This window comes from Mesorhizobium sp. M0185 (assembly GCF_040322175.1).
GTDB lineage: Bacteria > Pseudomonadota > Alphaproteobacteria > Rhizobiales > Rhizobiaceae > Mesorhizobium.
Genome location: NZ_JAMYSY010000032.1, coordinates 50,417 through 73,263 on the forward strand (window position 1 = coordinate 50,417; position 22,847 = coordinate 73,263).

24 protein-coding genes and 2 pseudogenes are annotated in these 22,847 nt (G+C 59.6%); 18 read left to right on the forward strand and 8 right to left on the reverse strand.

The window, feature by feature from the left end:
* Window positions 1-14: 14 nt before the first annotated feature.
* Entirely contained in the window at window positions 15-356 is a 342-nt protein-coding gene (locus tag NKJ20_RS22815; protein ID WP_352747153.1) for a hypothetical protein, read from the reverse strand.
* Window positions 357-400: 44 nt separating this feature from the next.
* Here NKJ20_RS22815 and NKJ20_RS22820 point away from each other — a divergent pair, with 44 nt between their 5' ends.
* Both NKJ20_RS22820 and NKJ20_RS22825 read left to right on the forward strand, forming a co-directional pair.
* A complete protein-coding gene (locus tag NKJ20_RS22820; RefSeq protein ID WP_352747156.1) occupies window positions 401-1,747 on the forward strand; it encodes a hemolysin family protein in 1,347 nt (448 codons plus the stop codon).
* Window positions 1,748-2,095: 348 nt separating this feature from the next.
* On the forward strand, window positions 2,096-2,785 hold the full coding sequence (locus NKJ20_RS22825) for a hypothetical protein (protein WP_352747158.1): 690 nt from the start codon (window positions 2,096-2,098) through the stop codon (window positions 2,783-2,785).
* Here the strand turns inward: NKJ20_RS22825 and NKJ20_RS22830 are convergent.
* Window positions 2,723-3,616, reverse strand: coding sequence for a tetratricopeptide repeat protein (locus NKJ20_RS22830; protein ID WP_352747160.1), 894 nt, complete (start codon window positions 3,614-3,616; stop codon window positions 2,723-2,725). The genes NKJ20_RS22825 and NKJ20_RS22830 overlap by 63 nt on opposite strands.
* 188 nt (window positions 3,617-3,804) lie before the next feature.
* On the reverse strand, window positions 3,805-4,035 hold the full coding sequence (locus NKJ20_RS22835; protein WP_352747163.1) for an IclR family transcriptional regulator: 231 nt from the start codon (window positions 4,033-4,035) through the stop codon (window positions 3,805-3,807).
* A gap of 660 nt (window positions 4,036-4,695) precedes the next feature.
* Between NKJ20_RS22835 and NKJ20_RS22840 the strand changes: the two genes are divergently transcribed.
* The 3 genes from NKJ20_RS22840 (at window position 4,696) to NKJ20_RS22850 (ending at window position 7,149) form a co-directional block, all read left to right on the forward strand.
* Entirely contained in the window at window positions 4,696-5,526 is an 831-nt protein-coding gene (locus NKJ20_RS22840) for a universal stress protein (RefSeq protein ID WP_023680201.1), read from the forward strand.
* A 132-nt stretch (window positions 5,527-5,658) separates the two neighbouring features.
* Window positions 5,659-6,186, forward strand: a complete 528-nt coding sequence (locus NKJ20_RS22845) for a DedA family protein (protein ID WP_352747164.1) — start codon at window positions 5,659-5,661, stop codon at window positions 6,184-6,186.
* Between the two features lie 342 nt (window positions 6,187-6,528).
* Window positions 6,529-7,149 carry a transglutaminase-like cysteine peptidase gene (locus tag NKJ20_RS22850; protein ID WP_031213004.1) on the forward strand — a complete coding sequence of 207 codons (621 nt, stop codon included), beginning with the start codon at window positions 6,529-6,531 and terminating at the stop codon, window positions 7,147-7,149.
* A gap of 80 nt (window positions 7,150-7,229) precedes the next feature.
* Here the strand turns inward: NKJ20_RS22850 and NKJ20_RS22855 are convergent, their stop codons facing one another.
* On the reverse strand, window positions 7,230-7,535 hold the full coding sequence (locus NKJ20_RS22855) for a hypothetical protein (RefSeq protein WP_352495683.1): 306 nt from the start codon (window positions 7,533-7,535) through the stop codon (window positions 7,230-7,232).
* A gap of 294 nt (window positions 7,536-7,829) precedes the next feature.
* Entirely contained in the window at window positions 7,830-9,212 is a 1,383-nt protein-coding gene (locus tag NKJ20_RS22860) for a multicopper oxidase family protein (RefSeq protein WP_352747166.1), read from the reverse strand.
* 532 nt (window positions 9,213-9,744) lie between these two features.
* Between NKJ20_RS22860 and NKJ20_RS22865 the strand changes: the two genes are divergently transcribed.
* Window positions 9,745-10,326, forward strand: coding sequence for an inorganic diphosphatase (locus NKJ20_RS22865; protein ID WP_352747169.1), 582 nt, complete (start codon window positions 9,745-9,747; stop codon window positions 10,324-10,326).
* Between the two features lie 124 nt (window positions 10,327-10,450).
* On the opposite strand, the gene NKJ20_RS22870 is transcribed toward NKJ20_RS22865, so the two are convergent.
* Together NKJ20_RS22870 and NKJ20_RS22875 are read right to left on the reverse strand one after the other, a co-directional pair.
* Window positions 10,451-10,768 carry a hypothetical protein gene (locus NKJ20_RS22870; protein ID WP_352747171.1) on the reverse strand — a complete coding sequence of 106 codons (318 nt, stop codon included), beginning with the start codon at window positions 10,766-10,768 and terminating at the stop codon, window positions 10,451-10,453.
* Between the two features lie 282 nt (window positions 10,769-11,050).
* Window positions 11,051-11,617, reverse strand: a complete 567-nt coding sequence (locus tag NKJ20_RS22875; RefSeq protein WP_352452000.1) for a hypothetical protein — start codon at window positions 11,615-11,617, stop codon at window positions 11,051-11,053.
* Window positions 11,618-11,843: 226 nt separating this feature from the next.
* Here NKJ20_RS22875 and tatB point away from each other — a divergent pair, with 226 nt between their 5' ends.
* From tatB to NKJ20_RS22910, 7 genes are all read left to right on the forward strand, one after another.
* Window positions 11,844-12,170: a Sec-independent protein translocase protein TatB gene (gene tatB, locus NKJ20_RS22880; RefSeq protein ID WP_352747173.1), complete on the forward strand. Its 327-nt coding sequence runs from the start codon at window positions 11,844-11,846 to the stop codon at window positions 12,168-12,170.
* 209 nt (window positions 12,171-12,379) lie between these two features.
* Window positions 12,380-13,471, forward strand: coding sequence for a CDP-diacylglycerol diphosphatase (locus NKJ20_RS22885; RefSeq protein ID WP_352747174.1), 1,092 nt, complete (start codon window positions 12,380-12,382; stop codon window positions 13,469-13,471).
* Between the two features lie 46 nt (window positions 13,472-13,517).
* Window positions 13,518-15,260: an alkaline phosphatase gene (locus NKJ20_RS22890; protein ID WP_352747177.1), complete on the forward strand. Its 1,743-nt coding sequence runs from the start codon at window positions 13,518-13,520 to the stop codon at window positions 15,258-15,260.
* Between the two features lie 94 nt (window positions 15,261-15,354).
* Window positions 15,355-15,819 carry a hypothetical protein gene (locus NKJ20_RS22895; RefSeq protein ID WP_352495676.1) on the forward strand — a complete coding sequence of 155 codons (465 nt, stop codon included), beginning with the start codon at window positions 15,355-15,357 and terminating at the stop codon, window positions 15,817-15,819.
* A 36-nt stretch (window positions 15,820-15,855) separates the two neighbouring features.
* Window positions 15,856-16,533, forward strand: a complete 678-nt coding sequence (locus tag NKJ20_RS22900) for an ABC transporter ATP-binding protein (RefSeq protein WP_352615305.1) — start codon at window positions 15,856-15,858, stop codon at window positions 16,531-16,533.
* A gap of 88 nt (window positions 16,534-16,621) precedes the next feature.
* A complete protein-coding gene (locus tag NKJ20_RS22905; protein WP_352615209.1) occupies window positions 16,622-17,863 on the forward strand; it encodes an ABC transporter permease in 1,242 nt (413 codons plus the stop codon).
* Between the two features lie 188 nt (window positions 17,864-18,051).
* Window positions 18,052-18,879: an undecaprenyl-diphosphate phosphatase gene (locus NKJ20_RS22910; RefSeq protein ID WP_352747191.1), complete on the forward strand. Its 828-nt coding sequence runs from the start codon at window positions 18,052-18,054 to the stop codon at window positions 18,877-18,879.
* On the opposite strand, the pseudogene NKJ20_RS22920 reads toward NKJ20_RS22910, so the two are convergent.
* Window positions 18,868-19,428, reverse strand: a pseudogene (locus NKJ20_RS22920) (transglutaminase-like cysteine peptidase). The gene NKJ20_RS22910 and the pseudogene NKJ20_RS22920 overlap by 12 nt on opposite strands.
* Window positions 19,429-19,500: 72 nt before the next feature.
* On the opposite strand from NKJ20_RS22920, the pseudogene NKJ20_RS22925 reads away from it, so the two are divergent.
* The 5 genes and pseudogenes from NKJ20_RS22925 to NKJ20_RS22945 all read left to right on the forward strand — a co-directional run.
* Window positions 19,501-19,637 (forward strand): annotated as a pseudogene (locus NKJ20_RS22925) (transglutaminase-like cysteine peptidase); the annotation flags it as partial.
* 97 nt (window positions 19,638-19,734) lie between these two features.
* Window positions 19,735-19,818, forward strand: coding sequence for a hypothetical protein (locus NKJ20_RS22930; protein WP_280952149.1), 84 nt, complete (start codon window positions 19,735-19,737; stop codon window positions 19,816-19,818).
* A 183-nt stretch (window positions 19,819-20,001) separates the two neighbouring features.
* On the forward strand, window positions 20,002-20,952 hold the full coding sequence (locus tag NKJ20_RS22935; RefSeq protein WP_502902826.1) for a DUF1402 family protein: 951 nt from the start codon (window positions 20,002-20,004) through the stop codon (window positions 20,950-20,952).
* Window positions 20,953-21,270: 318 nt separating this feature from the next.
* Entirely contained in the window at window positions 21,271-22,395 is a 1,125-nt protein-coding gene (locus NKJ20_RS22940) for a DUF2333 family protein (protein ID WP_352747182.1), read from the forward strand.
* Window positions 22,396-22,530: 135 nt separating this feature from the next.
* Window positions 22,531-22,689, forward strand: coding sequence for a hypothetical protein (locus NKJ20_RS22945; RefSeq protein ID WP_352747184.1), 159 nt, complete (start codon window positions 22,531-22,533; stop codon window positions 22,687-22,689).
* Window positions 22,690-22,847 lie beyond the last annotated feature (158 nt).

Sequence of the window (22,847 nt, forward strand, 5' to 3'; positions counted from 1 at the left end):
GAAGCAGCCGCCTATCAAGCGTCACCTCTTTGCGGAGAGGCGCTTGACATCATCTGCAGATCACGCGTTGGCTTCAGCCCTGTTACCGTCAGCAGTTCAAGCTGTCCAATCATTTGAGCTTTATCGACGGGCTGCGTGATGCCGTCTGCCTTCATTTTGATCTGCGCATCCACGCCAAGAACGGGGCGCGTCGGTACATGACCCGCGCTGCAAGCCACGGCTGGACCACGCACTTTGCCGCATTCAACGTATTCGACCGCACCGTGATCAGTCGCCAGTAGATGCACCACCATCGCCATCAGGGGATTATGCTTCTGGCGATCGTGATGCTGATAGCGATTGCGCAATGCCATCATTTGCGCTTCAGAGACGTATCCAATTGCGTCATTAAGAGGATATCATGCCGACAGGCGATGGCAGTTTGAGCGACATTCTTGGAATCTTGTCGGTTCTCCTACTCGTGGCCGCAAACGGCTTCTTTGTCGCCGCCGAGTTTTCCCTGGTCGCCGTGCGCCGAAGCCGAGTTGCCGAACTCGCTGCGGCTGGGCGGCTGAACGCGGCAGCGCTCCAGCGGGCCGTCGACAATCTCGATGCCAATCTGGCGGCGACCCAGCTCGGCATCACCATTTCATCGCTGGCACTCGGCTGGATCGGCGAACCTGCTCTCGCGCATCTCGTCGAGCCTCTCTTGATCGGGCTGCTGGGGTCGTTGGCGACTGCGGGCTCACACACTGTCGCCGTCGCGATCGCTTTCATCATCATCACCGCGCTTCACATCGTGCTTGGCGAGCTCGCACCAAAGAGTCTGGCGCTCCAGCGCAGCGAAGACACTGCGCTCTGGGTCGTGCGTCCGCTCGGTCTGTTCCTCTTTCTGCTCAGGCCGGCGATTCTAATGCTGAATGGTCTCGGCAACCTCGTTCTGCGACTCTGCGGTCTGCGCCCGGGAACCGGTGAGGATTCATTGCACTCGCCAGACGAGCTGAAGCTTCTGATCTCGGCCAGTCAGGAAGGCGGGCTGTTGCAGCAGGCGCAGCGGGAGATGGTCGAGCGGGTCTTCAATATCGGCGAGCGCCGCATCAGTGACATCATGACGCCTCGGCCGGATATCGATTGGATCGACGTGAATGATGACCGAACCGAGATTCTTCGTACGATCCGCGATTGCCGCCATGAGCAACTCCTTGTCGGCAAGGGCGGTATCGATGAACCGCTCGGCATGGTCCTGAAGAAGGACTTGCTCGACCAGGTCCTTGACGGCCAGCCTCCCGATCCGATGGCGATCATCCGTGAGCCGCTCGTCGTTCATGAATCAACGCCGATTTTCAAAGTGCTGGAGCAGTTCAGGAAGGCGCCCGTCAGGGTAGCAATGGTCCTCGACGAGTACGGAGGCCTGGAAGGAATTGTTACCCAGACCGATTTGCTCGAAGCCATCGCCGGCGACCTGCCAGACATTGAAGGCGAAGAGCCGGATATCGTCGAGCGTGAAGACGGCTCCCTTCTCGTGGATGGTATGATGTCGGCCCAGGACGCGTTCGATCGCCTTGGTTTTCGAGCACGGCCAACTGAAGGCGACTTCCATACGATCGCAGGATTTGCCCTGTTTCGACTAGGGCATCTGCCTGAGGTCGGGGAACATTTTGATTATGGCGGCTGGCACTTCGAGATCGTGAACATGGATGGCCGGCGGATCGACAAACTGCTCGCACGAAGGAACGCTCCCATGGGGCGGCAAGAAACATCGGAGTAAGAATGCCCGGATTCCTGCAAGACAGGCGGCGTCATTTTCATTTTTGCGTGGTTGCTCGGCGGCGCCCTTCGTTTATCCCGTAAACCCGGCAATCGTGTTGGTTATTCTGCCGTTGGTCATGATGACGCGGCACTTGGTTGCCTGCGTGGCTCCGTTCCCTGATGGCCTTTGGAAGGGCTTGGGGCTAGCGGACGGATGGGTTTCGCCTGTATTGAAAAAAACTCGCCAACTTGTCCGAAGTGTAAACGGAGCATTGTCCTCACCTTATCGCCGCTTGGAGTGTGATCGGCAATCATGGTGCCGCAATGCCGGGAGACGACGATGCGTGTCATTTTCCGATGTGATCCAATGTTGGTCGAGCATTTGCCACGCCCGATCCTGGCGCGCGGCGCTCTACCGGATTGGCTGCGCGCAATGCCCGCCACTTCCTTTTCGGCGATCCACGGCCGCGACGTTCGTACGCTCAAGCAGTGCCCGCCGGTCATCGACGCAATGACCTATGGCTTCATGATCCTCCTGCCGTGCGACGTCCTCGTCGACAAAGGGACCTTTTCCTGGGACTGGCAGATTCCGGACCCGGTCACCGGGAACCACCCCCGAGCGCCTTTGAGCTTCCACACGCCGGGGCAACTCGCAGGCAGCCCGTTTGCCACTCCCGGTCAAGCCGCCCTCAAATTCAACAGCTTCTGGACCATACAGGTCGAGGACGGCTGGTCGCTGTTCGCGACGCATCCGATCAATCGCGACGATCTGCCCTTCAGGCTGGTGACGGGCCTGGTGGATTCCGACCGGTTCAACGATGGAGGCATTAATTTCCCGGCGGTCTGGACTGAGCCCGAGTTTTCCGGCGTGCTCAGGAAAGGAACCCCGGTCGCGCAGTGCTTTGCGGTTCCACGGGTTGAGCCGCAGCTGGAATACGAGGTGTTCGATGAAAAGCGGCAGGCATCGTATGCGCAGACGGTCGCCGATGTCCTGTCAACGCCCGGTGTGTACCGCAAGCGGTTTCGCGCCAGGCGGGGACGCTCCACCAGCGAGTGAGCGATGCAGCGCTTCCTCATCAAGCCATAGCCGGCCGCTGGACGCCGATGTGAGTGCCATGGCGATGACGCCGAACGTGGATGGGCGCAGACTGTAGGCAATCGAATACGCAGCCATGGCCCCGTCGAGGTCGCCGACTTCCTGCAGGACGACACCCAGATTGACGGCAGCTTCCGGGGCGTCCGGGCTCATCTTCAGCACCCGCCGATAGGCTTGAGCGGCGCTGCCGAACTTGCGCATGTCCTGACGCACCAGCCCGAGGTCAAACCACGCAGTCGGATGCCCACCGCCGGCGACAGCGCGTTCGAGGAAGCCCTCCGCTTCGGCAGGCGCACCGCGTTGCCAGGCAAGGCGCCCGAGGCGCGCCGCTGCCTCCTGGGATTTCGGATCCCGCCGCAAGACAAGTGTCCAGCATTCGCGCGCGGCCGGGGCGTCGCCTGCCTGATCAAGGGTACGTGCTCGCTCTATGAGGATTTCCGCCTGCGATGATAGCTTGGCTGCGCGATCCAGCTGTTGCAACGCCGCTTCAAACCTGCCTTCGGCCCGGACAATCCTGCATGCCAGAATCAAGGCAGGCACATTGTCCGGGCGAACGGCAAGGCTCGCTTCGATGCGCGCACGAGCCGCCGGCATGTCTGCCCTTGCGAACAGGACCGCCGCCAGAAGATGGCAAAGCGCTGAATCGCCCGGGTGCTGCCCCAGGCCCAATGCGCACAGATGCATCGCTTGGTCGTGATTACCGGAATTGAAAGCAGCCACCGCGCGGCGGATCAGATCGCCACTATCGCTTTGATTGTGCGCGTTGTTGCTCGGACGCTCACTGGCCGTCATGTCCTCAAGCGCCCGATGTCGATTCCAATCATGTTTGGCGGGGCCGCTTGCCATGAATCGAGCAGAGTAGCCGATTTGGAGCCTCGCTTGTCATCTCGCTTAACCGCTTCCAAAGGCAAGAAGGCCGCAATCCGCCCCAATTTGCTGCTCCCGTGCCCTTGGGCACACACGCTCTAGTGACGACCATTCTATGAGCGCGCTTGTAAATATTGGCTACTCGCAAGGGATGTCGATAGGCGTTCGTCAAATTCCAGCAAAAGCGGTCTCATGTTGACCAGCTTTTCCGGTGTAAATCTGGTCAGCGGTCCAGAAACAGCCACCACCCCGACCAAGCCCTCGTTGCTTGAAAAAACCGGTACGGCCATCGTCGCTGTTTCAGAATCTCCCTCCCCGAGCGATACAAGCGGAATCTTCGCCATAAGAGCTATTCGCATTCCAGGCTTAGCGATACTAAACCGAGCAAGCACTTGGCCAGCTGCATGATGGTCAAGCGAAAGCACATCGCCCTCTCGGATTTGATCCCGGATCAAATGGCGACAGTCTGCATGAAACAGGCAAATGCTGCGATTTCCCTCCTTTCGAAAAAACGATGCGCTTTCATTCGCCTGTTCAACAAAGGCTCAAAAGGAGAGGCCGAACGAACGCCTCCATCTTAAAACGACGACGGTAGAATGAGCCCAATATCATCGGCGTAGGCCGACAGCAAAGCGCTTGTCCACCATGCGAACAATGTAGCCACTCCGGACAACGGATTCCGTTAACCGAAGGACAGCGGAATTTCCGCCACATCCTCGGCTGCCGCTACTGTCAAAACAATGCTTGCGGGCGCCACTGCGCTCATGGCAATAAACGGGCCAATCTTTGTTGACATTTCTCGTCATCGATGCCTGCCATTATAGCCACGATCGTTCAGGACGGAATCGATGCGGCGCAAGATCGCCTTGGAATATCGAGGTAGGCGATAGCGAACCTCGGTCGTCTGAGTTTTTTGGCGGGCTGAAGTAGGAGGCTTGAGGTGTGTAACACGCGTTGGGCCATTGGTCGCTCGACAGCGGCCGAAATCATGGAGCTGAGGTTTGATGAATAAGATTGCCTTACTTCCTCTGGTGACGTATCCGGAAGCGAATTCCACCAAAATCGCCTTAAACGCAATCGCCGTGGTCAAGCACATTGGCGCGGCGCTTCACGCATTAACGATCAATGTCGATATCCCGGGTATTTCCAACCCGGTGTCGAGATACTTGATCAACCTTCCCGAAATGATCCGGGAGACAGAAGCGACCAGCCGCAAGCACGGGCTCGATTTGCTGGAGGCATTGAAAGCTGAAGCGGCACGTGTCGGATCGTCCCTGACAACCGAGGAGATTGCTGTTCAGCCGGCATCTGTCAGCGATGTTGCGGCAGTGAAGTCACGCTATTTCGATTTTGCTTTGATTGGGTTGGAGCCAAATAACCAGACTGCGCGCATGACCGTTGACGCGGTTCTGTTTGGTTCGGGCCGACCGACCATAATTCTGCCGGAAAGCGCAAATGTTGGTGCAATCGATCATGTTATCATCGCTTGGGATGGGAGTCGCGTTGCGGCCCGGGCCGTTGCCGACGCGTATGAGTTTCTGCAATGTGCGGCAAAGATAACCGTACTGACGGTGACAATCGAAAAGCCGCTGCGCGATATTGGCGAAAGCCTTGCTTTAAGCCTGAGAATGCGTGGCCTTCCCGCTGAGGGAGTCTCAATCGATGCGGAAGATCGCCCCATTGGCGTTACGCTTCAGGAGCGCGCTGTCGGCATGGGCGCCGATCTGCTTGTCATGGGTGCGTACGGCCATTCCCGGATGAGAGATTTTGTCGTGGGTGGCGCAACCAAGGGCGTTCTGGGCGATCTGCGCCTGCCTGTCCTTTTGTCGCACTAGAAATCTGCAAATCTGGCCTCGAGTAGCGGCGGCGAGTTGGCTCCTACGGTTGCGCCAGCGGCGTCAAAGGAACCAGCTACGAGTTCAAGACGAAACCGTGCCTAATTCTTGGTGCGAATTGGAAAGTGATGAATGAGCCTCGATGAGGTCACGCAAGCGACGATCGCGTTTATCCGGACGCATGAAGCATGGGGTGTTCCGCTGGTGCTCGTGCTGGCCTTTGGGGAATCGCTGGCGTTCATCTCTCTGTTGTTGCCTGCAACCGTGATCCTGATCGGTGTCGGTTTTCTCATCGGCGAAAGCGGTATCGCATTCTGGCCCCTGTGGCTTGCCGCCGCCATTGGGGCGGCATTGGGGGACTGGCTGTCCTTCTGGATCGGCACGCGGTTGGGAAACGGGGTTTCGCACTATTGGCCCCTGTCACGTTATCCAAACCTCATTCCGCGCGGTCACCTGTTCTTCGAGCGATGGGGGGTGGCCGGGGTGTTCGTTGGGCGCTTCTTCGGTCCTTTGCGCGCATCCGTGCCATTGGCGGCGGGCATCTGTAAGATGCCCGCCTTGATGTTTCAGATTGCCAACATCACCTCAGCCTTCGTCTGGGCCACAGGTATTCTGGCTCCCGGCGCCTTCGGCCTCAAATGGCTGCAGGCGTGGATTTGATGGGCACCAAAGGCGGACCGTCATTGTCTGCCTCTGGCAAGGGCAGGAATCAATCGTAGGCGGCGCGATCGGGTATGCTCCCCAGTTCAGTTCGAGTTCGAATTTCGAAGGCGAAACAATCCGCAACTCAAGAAAGCGTGACCGACGGTTGACATCTCACCATATCCGGTCCCTCTGGCAAAGACCTGCCGCGCAGGAAACGGAAATCGTGCAGACGTGTAGCGGCCGAGCAACGCACACGGCGCAAGTAACCATTCAGAAGGATCTTCCTCCCGCTCTGATTGACAGAACCCACGGGATCGACCTTAACTCATTCTTAACAAAGGTGGTTGGGCGGGTCGGATGAGTTCCTCACGAGTGCGGTTGTGCGTACGGTTGGGCGGCGGTGCGGTCGTTGCAATCATTGCGATAATGTCCACGTGGTCGGCGGCGACGGCTTCACAGTCGATGCCGATCGGTGGCTTTACCTCGCAGCCGATCGGTCACTACGATTTCTGCAAATCCCATCGGGCCGAATGTGAGATCCGCTCACGCGACAATGGTCCGGAGCACATGACCGGAAAACTCTGGCGGCAGATCACGAGCGTTAACCTGACGGTCAACAACAACGTCAAGCCGATGAGCGATCTCGACCAGTACGGACAGGACGAATTCTGGGCTTATCCGGACAGTGGTTTCGGCGATTGCGAAGACTATGCGCTGGAAAAGCGTCGCCGTCTGATAAACAGCGGCATTCCTGTGTCGGATCTGCTGATGACGGTTGTTCGCAAGCCCGACGGCGAGGGTCATGCAGTGCTGACTGTTCGTACCGACACGGGCGACTTCATCCTCGACAACCTCACCGACACGGTGCGCCGCTGGGACCAGACCGGCTACCGCTTCCTGAAGAGGCAAGCCGGCACCGACACGGGGCGCTGGGTCTCCCTCGATGGCGACAACCCGCTGGTCAGCGCAATCAAGTGACGGTAGTGTAACAGTTCACCCCAAAGTTGACGCCTTGCCGAAAGAGATCTCTGTGGCTGATGCGCAGCCTGCTCTTCGTCTTAGGTCGGAGTGTTCGTCGTTGTTAAGGCTTTGTGTCCGGCTTCGCCTGATTGCTGCTCGCCCCCTTCGACGAGCACACTCAATGGCGCTGTCGCCTCCGGGCAGCCGCTCTGAATTTTTTTCCATGACGAAATGTTGAGAACCATGTCGCATTGCGCGAGTTCCGGTCCAGACGGCAATTGCAGACAGGCGAATTCACCATGATGGAACGTCCGGCCGTTGGCGAGGCACTGACATTCTGCCCGCGCGGGCGTTGCAACAAGCGCCGCGAAAACCAGGATGCAAGAGGCATGGAACGTCCTCATGCGAAATCATAGCACGATCCGGAGCGGGCGCCAGATCGCCCAGCATGAGCTACAGCGCCGTGATGATGACGAACGCAATCGCGACCGCGGTGGCATGGGAACCGGCGTTGGCGAGCGAGCCCGGGAGGCCACTCAGCAGAGGCTCGATCAGATGCACAGATCAGCACCCGTCGCCGGCCGCTCCGGCGCCCGTGAGCAGTAGCGCCATTAGCGCGGCGAGAACTCGGACGCTCCGCCTCGCCCAATTTCGACCCTCTCACGCCCTCGGCAACGCAACCCTGGATGAGGACCGCGTCATTCCACACGCAAATAACCGGTCAGGCCGCTCTTCTGATGTTCAATGACGTGGCAATGGAATGCCCAATTACCCGGATTGTCAGCGACCAACGACACTTCCATCACTTCTTGCGATTTAAGAAGGGCCGTATCTGTTACAAGCGACGCAATTTTGCGCTTGTCGGAGCGTAGCAGACGGAAAGACATACCGTGCAAATGGATCGGATGATCGTTCGGCGTTTCGTTGCGAAGGCGCAGAACATAGCTTTTGCCCCGTCTTAGAGCCGCGAGCGGACCAACTGGCCCCGGCGCGTCCCCCTGCCAGGCGACGCGGTTGATCGACCAGAAGGTGTAGCCGAGCGTGCCGCAAATACCCGGCGCCGGCGCATCACCATTGGGCGACCAGCCAAAGACGAAGTCCATTGTCTCGGCATCGGTAAGATCCGGCTCCGGTACGCGATTCGGCCGCAGCGGCTTGAGTTCGCCAAGCGCCCGCCCGGCGCTGGCGCCGATAGGCCGGAATCGGACGAGAACGCGAGGTCCCGTGGCTGTTCTGAGATTCAGGCTGACGATCTCGTCTTCGCCATCAGGCACGCGGAGGGCGATATCGGCGCGCTGGCCGGGCGCGATGACAATGCCCCGAGGCGCAACAGGCTGCGGCAGCGGGTTGGCATCAAGAGCGATCACTTTGGCCGTGCCGCCATCGAGGTCATAAGTGCCGATACGGGTGACATCCGTGACTGCCAAACGCAGGCGCACAAGGCTGCCCGCCGGCAGATCGTAAATCGGGGTGACTTCCCAATTTATCGTCGAGACCGTACCCAGCGTGCCGCCGCGCGCAGCGTTGCGTGCCTTGAACAATTCGATGAACTGGCCGTCTTCGCCGAGACGGAAGTCGCGTATATTGAGCGGCAAATCCTGGTCGAAACCGGCATCTTCGTCATCTTCGACAACAAGCACGCCTGTCAGACCGCGGGCCATCTGATCGAGCGTGTTGCAATGCGGATGATACCAATAGGTGCCGGCATCCGGCGGTGTCAGAGTGTAACGGAAGCTTTCGCCCGCCGCGATGGGACGCTGGGTGAGATAAGGCACGCCGTCCATGTCATTGGCGATGCGCAATCCGTGCCAATGCACGATCGTCGCTTCATCGAGATCATTGACCACGTCTATGGAAAACGGCCTACCTCGCAATAAACGCAGAGTGGGCGGCGGCCCGCCCGCACCGAAACTCATCATCCCTTTGGTGACGGTGCCGGGCAAAATCGACCGACTGATCGCTGAAACCGGCAAGGTCAGATCGGCTGCTACGGCCCTGCCGGCAACCAGCCCGCCTGCAGCGCCGACAGCTACTGCTGCCGTGCCGCCCAGCAAGATTTCCCTGCGCGACATTCCCGACATGAAGCAGCCCTTTCAGTGGAGTATAGCGGACGTGGTGTTGTTGTCTCTTCGTTCACGAATTTCGAACCCTGGCAATGATTCAAGGTCAAGGTGGCGTAGTCTCCGAAGGACTTCAACTGAAGTTGGAGTTTCACTTGCTTTTTGATGATTGCTACACAACGTCGCACTGAGCCGCGAGGCGTCTACGTGGCAGCTCTCGCCGAACGGCGTGTTGTGGGTGTAGCGTGCCCGATTGGCAGGAGTTACGACGCAAGCTATCCCCTTGCCGGAAATGGGCTCGCCTGAAATAGCACATTTGAAGCGGCCACCGTCTCTTAAACGCCCGTAAACGCAAACGCCCATAGACGCTCATCACTCGTCAGCGCTCTATCTCGGCCCATTTCTGCTCGCCGCAGGATCGGTGCAAATACGGTCATCCAATTTCAATAACGGAACCCTGTAATGCTGCCGTCACATACGGTGGCTAGGCGGATGCAGGGCGCCCTGCCCGTCCAAACCTCTGGAGACAACCATGCGCGCTTTGCCGACTGTCATGGCGCTTGCGGCCCTGCTGGGCACGCAGCCCGCTTTCGCCGAATTCGTCACAGCTTTCGATTTTCCGCAGCCGAAAGACACCAGCGAATTTTACACGGTTATCGAGATTCCGGCGGGAAGCATCACCAAATATGAGATCGATGCCGAGACAGGCCATGTCGTCGTCGATCGATATCAGTCCATGCCGGTCGTCTATCCGGCCAACTATGGTTCCGTTACCAGTTCGTTGGGCGGCGACGGCGACCCGTTGGATGCGCTTGTCTTCACCCGGGAACCCGTTGTGCCCGGTGCTCTGATCAAAGTCCGCGCCATCGGCGTGCTCAACATGGTCGACGGCGGCGAAGCGGATGACAAGATCATCGCTGTGCCGGCCACGGATATCGATCCGCAATATGACGGGGTCAAGACCATCGATGATCTTCCGGCCATCGAACGACAGCGCATCGAGGCATTCTTTCGAGTTTACAAGCAGCTACCTGAAGGCCGCAAGGCCGTTGAGCTGAACGGCTTTGGTGGCGCCAACGTCGCCATCGACATGGTTGGCAAAGCCATTGAAAGCTACCGGAACAAGAAGGACTGACAGGAAAGCAGAATCTCAACAGGAAGCTCATTCATAGGGCTGGTTCCTAGCGGTGTTGGAACACCGCTAGGGTATGCGTTGGGCTTGCGTCGCACTGTTGGATGCGCGCAAACTGCGCTTCGCTTTAGCTCCGGGCGTTTGCTGTTGATAAAGCCAAATCGTTGGCTTTATCTCCGCCTTCGCCTGGTTTCTGCTCGTCCCCTTTGACAGGCAAGCCAAACGGCGCCATCGCCTCGGGGCATCCATCCTGAATTTTTTTCCATGACGAAATGTTGAGAACCATGTCGCACTGCGCGAGTTCAGGACCTGACGGCAATTGCAGACAAGCGATTTCGCCGTGATGGAAAATGTGGCCGTTGGCGAGGCACTGGCATTCGGCCCGCGCGGGCGTTGCAGCGAGCGCCGCGAAAACCAGAATGTAAGAGGCCGTGATCGTCCTCATGCGCAAGATCATAGCACGATCCGGAACTGTCGCTAGTGTGAACGCTTCACAAGTAACTCGGCGGAGAACTCGTACCGCGGGCGCTCACGATCCTCAATCGTCGTTCGCGTCGGTTTTTGCCCTGTTGTCCGTATTTTGTGGCCCGAATCAAAGGCACGGCCAAGCGACCAAAATGACCAGCAAATCCATCGGCATGCCGCGCCCAACGACACCTGCCAAACTGCCGGCATACATGACGAGCAGCGTTGTTCGAACCAACGGCCGCGATGATGCGCGACACGTTCATGTTGAGGGAATGCGCGGGTCCTGAACGAGATAGAGCCGCGCAGTCGGCGTGAAATCAGTCACCAGGAATGAGAACGAAACCGTGCTCAGCGGATCGACCTCGCCTTTCCGGAACAGAAGATGGTCATAAGGTTCGAATTCACGACTGAATTCGGCGAAACTATCGGACCGAATTGCATCCGTTTCGCGGCGCGCCTGGTCGAACGAAAGCCCGTCGCTGGAATCGCTTGGCTGGTTGAGAATCTCCTGCAACTCGAACTCGAATTCGACCCAGGCGTGACCGCTGTTGTTGAGGGCAACGATCCTTAGGGAAATGAACCCGGTGGCATAGTTGCCGGAGGCACCGAATGGCTGAACCGGCCGGATGGCGCGTATGGTGAGGGTTACCGGGCTTGCCGACTCGAGTTCCTCGGTGATCACGACGGGATCGGCCCTTGTTCCGGCTCCCGAAGCGGCAATGATCCGGAATCCGCCGAGTTCGTCGGAAAAGGAGTAGGCGCCTGCTTCAAATATTCTGGGCCTTGTGCCATCGGCTCCAGCGAGGAGTCCGCTTGCTGCGAGCACGGTTGCGAATATCCCTACCAGACGTGCGCCTGATATTCGGGTTGACGAGTGGTGCCACATGGCTCGTAGTATGAACGACATTCCCGCGGCCGCATACTGGAATGGCTCAGGCGAGAGGCTATGATGGTTGGATTTGGCGCCGTAGGTCGAGGCATTCAACCGGATCGGTCGCCGCAAACCGCGGAGAGGTTGTCGCTGCCGGCGATATGCGCGAGAGGACGTACCGATGTTCGGACTTGGCATGACCCACCTGTTGGTTATCTTCGTGGTGGCGCTGGTTGTTTTCGGCCCGGAGGAGCTTCCAAAAGTCATGCGATCGGCGGGGGCAATGATGAAGACATTCAATCGGATTGCGGGCGATTTTCGAAAGCAGTTTGACGACGCCGTACGTCAAGCCGAGAAGGAACTCGACCTGCAGGAAACCCGCTCGATGCTTCAGAATGCGATGGAGGACGTGCCGCGAAGCGCTGACAAGGCCATAGTAGGGAAGGACAGCAATCTCGATCCGGCCGCTGAGCGGGGCGCAGAATCTGAACTGCGATGCGAGGTTTAATGCCGAAACGTCATCAAACCAGTGATCGGGCAGAAGAGCAGTCGCCCATCGGAACCATCGCGAGGCTCCCAGCCGCTCCACCTTCACCGTTTCGGTTTCGCCGACTGCGCGCCGGGACTCAAAACCTCATCTCGGGCATTCCCCTCGCTGTAAAATCCCTTCACAGGTTACCATTGTTCCACCACTGCCGTGCTGCAGCCGTGCTCTGTTTGACAATCGCGTTGCTGACTGCGGCGGTCACCGACGTCGGCTCCGCTTCAGCGCATCGTAACGCGCTCTGGCAGGTTGTGCAGACCTGCGCTCTTGCCGCAGCGCATCTTGGCAGCGCTTTCCCCTGCGAGGAAGTGATCCTGCCCAGGCAGGGCGTGCCTGGATCAGCTCTCATTAAATCACCCCGATACCGGACCGAGTTTCTGTTGACGCCACTTACGGCTGTTGCCGGCCTTGAAAGCCCGTCTGTCCGTTGGCAGGGCAGTTCCCAACTCTGGAATCGGGCGTGGAAAGCACGAAGCAAGGTCTCGGCGAGCCTCGGACGTCACCTTCCACGAACGGCCATCGCCATGGCTGTGAATTCCAGGACTGAGCGATCCCAGGATCAGTTCCACATCCATATCGATTGCGTTGCGGTGTCGGTGGAAAAGAAACTTGTCCTGAAGGGGCCGAAGGTGGAAGGTCCGTGGCAGCTTCTCCCTTTGGCTCTGATGGGGAAACGCTATTGGATCAAGGCAGTCGACAAGCCGGATTTGGAAACGACCAACGTAGTCGGCATCATCGCTTCCGGCCTGCCGCAGGCCCGGCGCGCCATGCATCACGTAAATGTCGTCGTCGTTGGCGCCGAACTCGCCGGCGCAAGACCGGGATTTTACATCCTGACCAATTGGGAAAGCTCAGCGGCCGAGCGACTGCACCTCGCGTTGAGCGCCCACGAGGCAACTGGCGAAGCAATAGCCGCACCCGGACATTCGACGGAAGTCTCAAAGCAGTCTTCGCGGAATGGTATCCGGGCATGGCAAACGACAATCCAAGACCCGATCAGCGCAGCAAAGCTGCGTGACCGCCCCGCAGTTCCTCATGCGCCCCTATCTGCAGGCCCGCACCGGCTAACGTCGGCTCTTCGACGATCCGATGAAGGGACAGCCCGAGACGAGCTGCGCACCATCCGCCTCGAAACGCGCAAGATGGGTCGCGATTGTCATCGCTCGGACGCAATAATGACCGCTTGTTCGTGGTCTGTGACGTCGACACGTGGCAAATTCGTCGTTTTTGGTCGGCGCGCGTTTCCTGCCATGTCACATCGCTGACACGGACATCGCCGAACATTGTCCGTGAACCCACCCGGAGCCTGCCATGCACCGTCTTATCGCTGCACTCGCAATAACAACAAGCTTGAACACCGTTGCGGGGGCAGCGACGGTCTACCCGCTTGATCGGGCCACGATCCTGGCGCAGTCGCCTTTCGACGTGAAGGTCGAGTTCGACAAGGTCGTTAGCGCCGACCAAGTCACGGTGACGATCAACGGCCAGCCGGCGGAAACCGTGTTGGGCAAGAAATTCGAATTCCTCGAGAAGGAAAAAGATTTCGACGCTTCGGCGCTGTTGATCCGCGCAGCCAGCATTTCGAAGCCTGGTACCTACAAGCTGAAGGCGAAGGCCGGCGACGAAATGAAGTCGGTGAGCTGGCAGGTTTTCGGCACCCCGGCAACGCCCAAGGCCAAGAACGTCATCTTCTTCCTCGGCGACGGGCTTTCGGTCGCGCATCGCACCGGCGCCCGCATCATGTCGAAGGGCATGAGGGAAGGCAAAGCCAACGGGCGCCTCAACATGGACGACCTCGATCACATGGCCTTCATAGGCACGTCCGCGACCAATGCGATCTCAACCGATAGCGCCAACACGATGTCGGCTTACATGACGGGCCACAAGACGGCTGTCAACGCGCTCGGCGTCTATGCGGATCGCACTAAGGCCAGCCTTGACGACCCCAGGGTCGAGACGATCGCAGAGGCGCTGCGGCGCACCGGCAACAAGTCGATCGGCGTTGTCTCAACCGCCGAGGTGGAAGACGCCACCCCTGCGGCGGTCGTCGCCCATACCCGCCTGCGCGCCGACAAGGCTGACATTGTCGGCATGTTCTTCGACGTCAAGCCCGAAATCGTCCTTGGCGGCGGCTCCGCCTACTTCCTGCCGCAGAGCACGCCGGGCTCGAAGCGCAAGGACGACAAGGACTACATCGCAATGTTCAGGGATGCCGGTTACACATTGGCGACCGACAAGACCGAACTCGTGGCCGCCAAGGGAACCAACACCGGCAAGATCCTCGGCCTTTTCCACACCGGCAACATGGACACGACACTCGACCGTGAATTCCTCAAGAAGGGCAGCGTCGAGAAGTTCCCGAACCAGCCCGGCCTTGTCGAGATGACGCAGACCGCACTCGATCAGCTTTCCAAGGACGAGGACGGCTTCTTCCTCATGGTCGAAGCGGCGTCCGTCGACAAGATGTCGCATCCGATGGACTGGGAGCGGTCGCTGTTCGAGACCATCGAGTTCGACAAAGCCGTCGGCATCGGGATGGAGTTCGCCAAGACGCATCCGGACACGCTGATCGTCGCCACGGGCGATCACACGCACGGCGTGTCGATCATCGGTACCATCGACGACCAGAAACCGGGCGAGGAGATGCGCGACAAGGTCGGCGTCTATGCCGATGCGGGCTTCCCGAACTACACCGACGAGAACGGCGACGGTTATCCCGACAAGGTGGACGTCACGCGGCGACTGGCTATATTCGCCAGCAACTTTCCCGATTACTACGAAACCTTCCGTCCGAAGCTGGATGGTCCGTTCGAGCCGGCCGTGCAGAACGGGGCGAAGCAGTACATCGCCAACGAGAAGTACAAGGACGTTCCGGGTGCGGTCCTGCGCGTCGGCAATCTGCCGAAGACGGCCGACACGGCCGTCCACGCCGTTGACGATGTCGTGCTCCAGGCGACCGGCCCTGGCGCCGAGGAATTCAAGGGCTATATGGAAGAGAGCGACGTCTATCGCGTGCTTGCCGATGCCCTGGCTCTTGCGCCGGCAACGAACTGATGCACTTTAGCCGATCTGGCTTGATGAACCAAGTCGCGACATGGCTCCTGACGCTACGGCGCCTGGAGCAGAACGCCGGAAGCAAGTTTCGCTCATGAAACAGCGCCCGATCACCCGCCGCAAATTGGTGCTGCTTGGCTCGGCCGTCGCACTGGTCAAGATGACTGGCGCGAGTTCCGCTTCCACGGCAACGGCAACCCTTGGCTTCGATGAGCTCTATGGAAAGATCAGCGTTCTCGGGCTCAGCTTTTCGGACAAGGTGAAAGGGCTCGCGGAAGCGGAAGTCTCCATGCAAGGCTTCATGGCGCCGCCGCTCAAGGCCGAGGCGAATTTCTTCGTGCTCACGGAAATCCCGATGGCGCTTTGCCCGTTCTGTTCCTCCGACGCCGACTGGCCGGACAACATCGTGGTCATCTACCTCGACGAGGCGCAGACCTTCGAGCAGGCCAATGCCCCGATCGAGGTGAGCGGGCGGCTGGAGGTCGGTTCATGGACCGACCCGGAAACCGGCTTCGTCAGCCTGCTTCGCATCGTCGATGCGCATTTCCGCACGGCCTGACCGCAAATGCTGCGTTTGACGATCCGTGACCTTGAGATGTCGTTTCAGGGTCTTGGCAGGCCTGCGCTGGCTCTGTCCGCGCTGGAAATCGCGCCAACCGAAAAAGTTGCCGTTACCGGTCCGTCCGGGTGCGGGAAGACGACCTTCCTGAACGTCGTCACCGGGCTCGATCGCGTTCGGAACGGTTCGGTTCGATGGGGCGAGACCGATCTTTCCGGTCTTTCGGAAGCTGGTCGCGACCGTTGGCGCGCTATGCATGTCGGCCTTGTCATGCAGGAGATCCACCTGTTCCCCGGCCTCTCGGCGCTCGATAACGTGCTGTTGCCGAGCCGACTGTCGCGGCTCCGTTCGAATACCGACTTCAGAGCGGATGGCATGCAGTTGCTCGAACTGGTCGATATCGATCGTCCCGATCAGCCGGTCGAAACCATGTCTCGCGGACAGATGCAGCGGGTCGCGGTGGCTCGGGCATTGGTCGGGCGGCCGGCAATCATCGTGGCCGACGAACCGACAGCCAGTCTCGATGCCGATTCCGGGGCCTCTGTCGCGGATCTGTTACTGCGACTCTCCAACCAGGCGGGTGCGACGCTGATCGTGGCGAGCCACCAAAAACGCCTCATCGAAGGCCTCGATCGCGTGATCCATCTGGAGTCTGGCGCCGTCGTCAGCGACACCGGCAAGCCCGCGGCCACGCATGATGAGGCGTTTCTTTGACGTCCGCGCACGATCGGTCGCGAATCCCATCAGCCGAGGTAACCATACTGCCGGTTCTGCGGCCGCCCTCACGCGAAGGAAATGACCCTTGTTGCGGTTTGTCGCTGCGGACTTGAAGCGACACTGGATCGGCGTGGCTGCGGTGGCACTGCTCATCGCGCTCGCGACCGCGCTCGGCGTCGCTGTCACGCTCGGCGAGCGGGCGCTTCGGTTGGGTAGCGCACGCGCGGCGGGCGCCTTCGATCTGGTAGTCGGCGCGCCCGGCAGCGAGACCCAATTGCTGCTGTCCGCCGTGTTCCTGCAGGCAGCGCCCTTGACGCTCATGCCGGGCAATGTACTGGCGGGGCTGATCAGGGACGAACGTGTGGCCTGGGCGGCCCCCGTCGGGTTCGGTGATTTCGTCGAGGATTTCCCGATCGTCGGCACGACGCAAGCGCTGGTCGACGGACTGGGCGGCGTCTCCGAAGGACGCACGTTCGAGAAGCTCGGCGAAGCGCTTGTCGGAGCGTCCGTGGCGAAGAACATGGGAAGCCGCTTTCACCCGGCGCACGGCCAGGTCCGTCAGGCGACCGCAATGCACAATGATGTCACCTACGCGGTCGTGGGACGGCTGAGGCCGACCGGTACCGCCTGGGACCGAGCCGTCATCGTTCCGATCGAAGCGGTCTGGCACATTCATGAACGCGATCGGGCGGGAACAGGATCGCCGCTCCTGCAGGCTGCCGCCCAAGGGGCCGCAGAGACAAGCGAGTTCGACCAGCCGATCCATCCGGAGGCCGTCCTCGATCCATCCACACCCGGCCTGCCAGCCATCGTGGTGAAACCGCGTACGGTCGCTGACGCCTATAAGCTGCGACAGGCGCACCGCAACGATCGGACCGTCGCGATCTTCCCGGGCGAGGTGCTGACGAGGCTCTACGGGACGCTCGGCGATGCGCGACGCGTGCTTTCCTTGGTGGCCGGCGGAGCGCAGGCGCTTGTCGCCGCCGCGATCCTGCTTGTCGTGGTCCTTCACGTCATGCAGCGGCGCCGGCAGATTGGTGCCTTGCGCGCGTTCGGGGCGCCGCGCGCGGTGGTGTTTGAAATCGTCTGGCTGGAGACGTTCGCAATCATCGCAGCAGGGGTGCTTCTCGGCTTCGGGCTGGGCTACACGGCCGCCAGGACGGGTGCGCACCTCTTGAGCGGAGCCAGCGGCTTTACATTGCCCGTCGAGTTCCGCAGCGAGGACTGGCAGTCCGCCCTTGTGTTATTGGCTGTCACGGGTCTGATCGCTCTGGTGCCGTCGATGCTTGCATACCGGCAATCGCCGGCGCAGGCACTCAGAAACTGAACCGATTTGTGCTCATCAAAAATTCTCACCGCAGCCCGAATTAGGAAACTGCTCGTCCTTGCAAACGGTTTCGTCAAAAGCCAACAAAACCTATGCCCAATGCTCTATCGCGGTTGACACCCAAGACAGTCGTCGGTTCAGGTTGCCGGAAGATCGTGACGGACGCAAAGGAAATGCAATTGGCTGAAATCGGGTGGAGCGAGGCGGCGATCCTAGGAGTGGTTCAAGGACTGACGGAATTTCTTCCGATCTCCTCAAGCGCGCATTTGCGGATCGTTGGTGAATTCCTGCCACCGGCCGGCGATCCCGGCGCCGCATTTACCGCCATTACGCAGATCGGGACCGAGATCGCGGTCCTGATCTATTTCCGGCATGACATCATCTGCATCATCGCCACATGGCTGCGTTCCCTGGCCGGCCGCCGTGAACGGCTGGACCCGGATGCCCGCATGGGATGGCTGGTGATCATAGGGACCCTGCCGATCGGCATCCTGGGACTATTGCTGAAGAACCTGATCGAAGGTCCGGCCCGCAACCTCTATCTCACGGCAACCATGTTGATCGTCTTCGCGCTGGTTCTCGCGGCCGCCGACCGGCTGGGCGCCAAGCGCAAGGCTTTGCGCGATCTGGGCTGGCGGGACGGCTTTCTGTTCGGCGCGGCCCAGGCGATGGCCCTCATCCCGGGCGTTTCGCGATCGGGAGGCACTATAAGCGCCGGACTGCTGATGGGTTACACGCGAGAGGCCGCCGCCAGGTATTCGTTCCTGCTGGCGATACCTGCCGTGCTCGCCTCAGGTTTCTTCCAGCTCTATGCGAGTTGGGGGGCAGACAGTCCGGTCGGCGCCGGTCCGACCGCGCTTGCCACCCTGCTGTCCTTCGCGGTCGGCTATGTCGCGATCGTGGGTTTTCTGAAGCTGGTCTCGACGCGCAGCTACATACCCTTCGTCTACTATCGGATCGGGCTCGGCGCCTCGATATTTCTGCTTCTCGGCGCCGGTCTCCTGTCAGCGTCCTGAGATTATTTCGTGCCGCTGACGAGAATGTTCTGTTGGGATTCGATCGCTTCCCAGTGGCCGGAGTTGGATCGCGACGCGCTTCAGGTAGGTATATCCGGTGTCCGACCACAGCAGGACCTTCGGCTCCAGATTGTCGAGAATGAAGTCACCGGCGGTCGTGTTGACGCTCAGGATAGCGTGCCCCTCGCCGCTCGACTGCCTGACCACCGTTATCCAAAAGGTCTTGCAGGGGCACGCCCTGTCTCATCAGTTCGCGACGTTTTTCCAGCACGATGTCGTCGCAGTCGCCAAATCCCTTATAGGGATACTCCCATTTCTCCTCGACACCCGGGTATTTATGTCCGTCATGGCCATGATCGTCGTGTTGGCCCTGTTGTTGATTTCGATCAGCGTCTCACACAAGGAGCGGGTCAGTTCGACGGGCTTCGGGTCGCGCGTGACGATCGAGCAATCATCGCGATAGTTCCGACAGTATTCGTAATGACCGATCGCTGCGTTGTCCGTTCGTTTGTTCGCATGAATGTGAGCTGCCCTGCATTCGCCGACCATGACCGATGACTTTTGCGATCGCTCGTAGGCGTCAACGTATCCGTAAACCACCGCGTCAAGCCGGTGAGCGACATGGAACACAATGGAGTTCCAGAATATTGGTCCTATTGCGAGGATTATGCACTGGAAAATCGGCGAACGCTGATGCGAAAGGCCTTCGCGTCTCCAGTCTGCTCTTGACGGCAGTGCGCAAGTCCGATGGCGAAGGGCACGCTGTATTGGCGGTTCGAACCGACAAGGGCGATTTCATTCTCGATAATCTGACCAATATGGGTTCGTCCCTGGTACGAGACGAACTATCACTACCTGAAGCGCCAAGCGGAATACAACACGAGACGGTGGGTTTCCATCTTAAGCGAAGACAATCTTCTCGTCGGCGCGCTTAGGTAACGCGATGCCGAACATTTTTCCGGCGTCCTTGCATCCGAACACCTTGCCGGCTCGCAAAACCTCCGCCTCTCTGTTATAGGCTCGAAAGCACACTGCCATGACCATATGACGGCACACCCTGCATCCCTTCACGGAGCCGGAGGCTGCCAACGGAGCCTCATGCCAACAGCCAAGCCCTTTTTCATGACGGTGACGATCGTTGCAACTTGTGTCGGAACGGCCCCAGCCGTGGCGCAGACTGTCGCAGTCGTCCCGACGGGCAATCGTCTTGCCGAGCAACCGGTGATCCCAAGAGCGTCCGCGCTTCGTTCCAAGGCATTCAACACGACGTACGAGGAGAAGTATCGGGCCATAACCGCCTTGATACGGGACGACCGCAAACTCGTCGGCAAGATCAGGAAGGCGGCGCTCGCCTATGGCATCGATCCGATCCACATCGTCGCGGCTCTCGTCGGAGAGCACACCTACAATATCAGCGTGGTCGACTCGGTTCAGACCTATTACGTCAAGGCGCTCGCCTATGCCGATCTGAAGTTCTCCTTCAGCTACAGGGGCACTCCGGTCCAGTCATTCGTCCAGCGGCCCGAATTCGCATCCTGCTCTTCTCTCGAAAGCAGCGCGCTGATTTGGAGCTGCCGTGACCAGGTCTGGGAAGAGACATTCCGGGGTCGCAAGGTCGATGGCGTCGACTACGAACCCATCACGTTCCAGCGGGCCTTCTTCCAACCCTTCTATGCGGGGCAGACCTTCGGCCTGGGACAGATAAGCCCGCTTGCAGCCCTGCAGGTCACAGACATGGTCAGCCGGGTCAGCAAGCTTCCCCGATTGTCGCCCGATCGCCCGCAGGCGATCTATCGCGACGTCATGGATCCTGATCGCAGTCTTGTTTACATCGCCGCGATCATCCGGGATTCGATCGATGCCTATCGGGAACAGGGGTTCGATATATCCGGTAATCCCGGAATCACCGCCACGCTCTACAATGTTGGCCAGCCGCGCAGACGTGCACGTGAGTTGAGGCAAGCCGTGACCGACAAGACCGGCCGCACCCTGCCCGTCGAGAACTATTACGGCTGGCTCATCAACGACAGGCTCGAAGAACTCAAGGCGCTTCTCACCGATGGCACGAAATGATCGTGGTTGGTGGCCGGACACTCGCGAACCTGCGTCGGATGGCAGGACAGATTTATGCCGGAAAAGCTGGCTGTCATGAGACCAATTCCGCTTGCATTTGGCGAACATCTATCGACATCAGATGGAAGCAAACAGTGCACTCAAGCGAACTCATAAAGCGCGCCGGAATTGCCGGTCGCGTGCAAGGTCGATAACCATGCGGCTCCAAACTGAGAATGGCTTACCCAGCGCGACGTTCTGAAAATCACATATTTGAAAGACAAGGTGGCGTTTGGCATGCGCCTCTACGGCTTGACTGACTGAGGGGGTGACATCGCCATGCTTGATCCAATCGTGAATTTCTTCACCCGGATTTTCCAGTGGATCGGCCGCGGCATCGGCTTAGCCATCGGCGTCATCCTGTGGCCGTTCGTGTGGGCCGGGCGTTGGTATACGCAGCGCGGCTGGATCCTGAAGGCGGTGCTCGGCCTGGCTGTGCTCGTGCTGATCGGTCTCTACGCCAATTTCTTCTACGCCACCCAGTGGTGGAACAATTTCAACCCGAACTATCCCGACACCTATATATTCGAGAAGCGCAACCTGTCGGCCGGCGAGCAGGTCGCCGCCGGTGCCGGCACCGACGCCGCCAGGACCTGTGGCAATTCGGCGATCGCCCAGTTGGCGGCCGACCTGACCGACTTCAACGTCAACCAGAATGCCTGGGTGTCGTCGATGATCCTCTACAAGCTCGGCCTGTTCGGCATCGACTGGGACCACACGCCGTGGATGGACAACAAGGCCTCGTTCCAGCGCGGCATCAACCAGGCGGTGCGGCGCACGGCGACCGAGCTTGCCGACAATCTCGGCCGCGTGCGCACCACTTCGCAGATCGACGCCGATCTTCAGGACGCGCGCGGCAATCTGCAGTTCGATGAAGAGACCTGGTATTTCGGCCTGAACCCGTTCGGCCCGAAGACGCCGACGCCGAGCTACTATCGCGATGCGGTGCGCAAGCTGCGCGCCTTCAACGCCCGGCTGGAAACCTGCCAGACGGTGTTCGATGCCCGCGCTGACAATCTCAAGCAGTATATCGACCGCATCTCGTCCGACATCGGTTCGACCTCGGCGATCCTCAAGGAGCGCGCTGAGCACTACAACAATGGCTGGTTCGATTTCCGCGCCGACGATCGCTTCTGGTTCGCCTATGGCCAGCTCTATGCCTATTACGGGCTGATGAAAGGCGCCGAGGCCGATTTCGAGGACGTGATCAACGAAAAGCACCTGCAGAGCCTGTGGGACACGATGGACTCGCAGTTCGTCTCGGCGCTGCGCATCCAGCCCTTCATCATCGCCAATGGCCGCGAGGATGGCTGGCTGTTGCCGAATCACCTAACGACAATTGGCTTCTACATGTTGCGCGTGCGCTCGAACCTGGTCGAGATCAGCAACGTTCTTGCGCAGTAACTCGGTGGATGAAGCGCTCGAGGGCATCGAGGCATTGGGACCGGTAACTTCTCTGGGGTGAGCGCGGCCACGATTTGTTAGCGCCGACTGGGCCATCACCGTTACTTTGTTCAAGGCGGCGGCGATGGCGGTGGAATGGACGATCACGATCGAGAGCAGGAACGAATTCAGCGATGTCGAAACGAGGTCCGGATCGACAAAAGCGATGAGCGTCCGCGTGGCGGAGACCTTGACCTGTCGATCGAGGATGGCAAGAAGATCATGGCCGCCCTGCAAACAGTGGTCGCGACCTAGCAGGCTGTTGAAAAAGGCCCTCGCCACCGGACCGCAGCAATGATTCACTGGCTCCGAAGGGATTCGGAGGTGGCGAGTGCGCGGCGGCGACGATCGAACTGGCGAACTTTTCAGCTACGTGGACCTTGAGGTCCGGGTTCGGCGCAATCATCCATTGC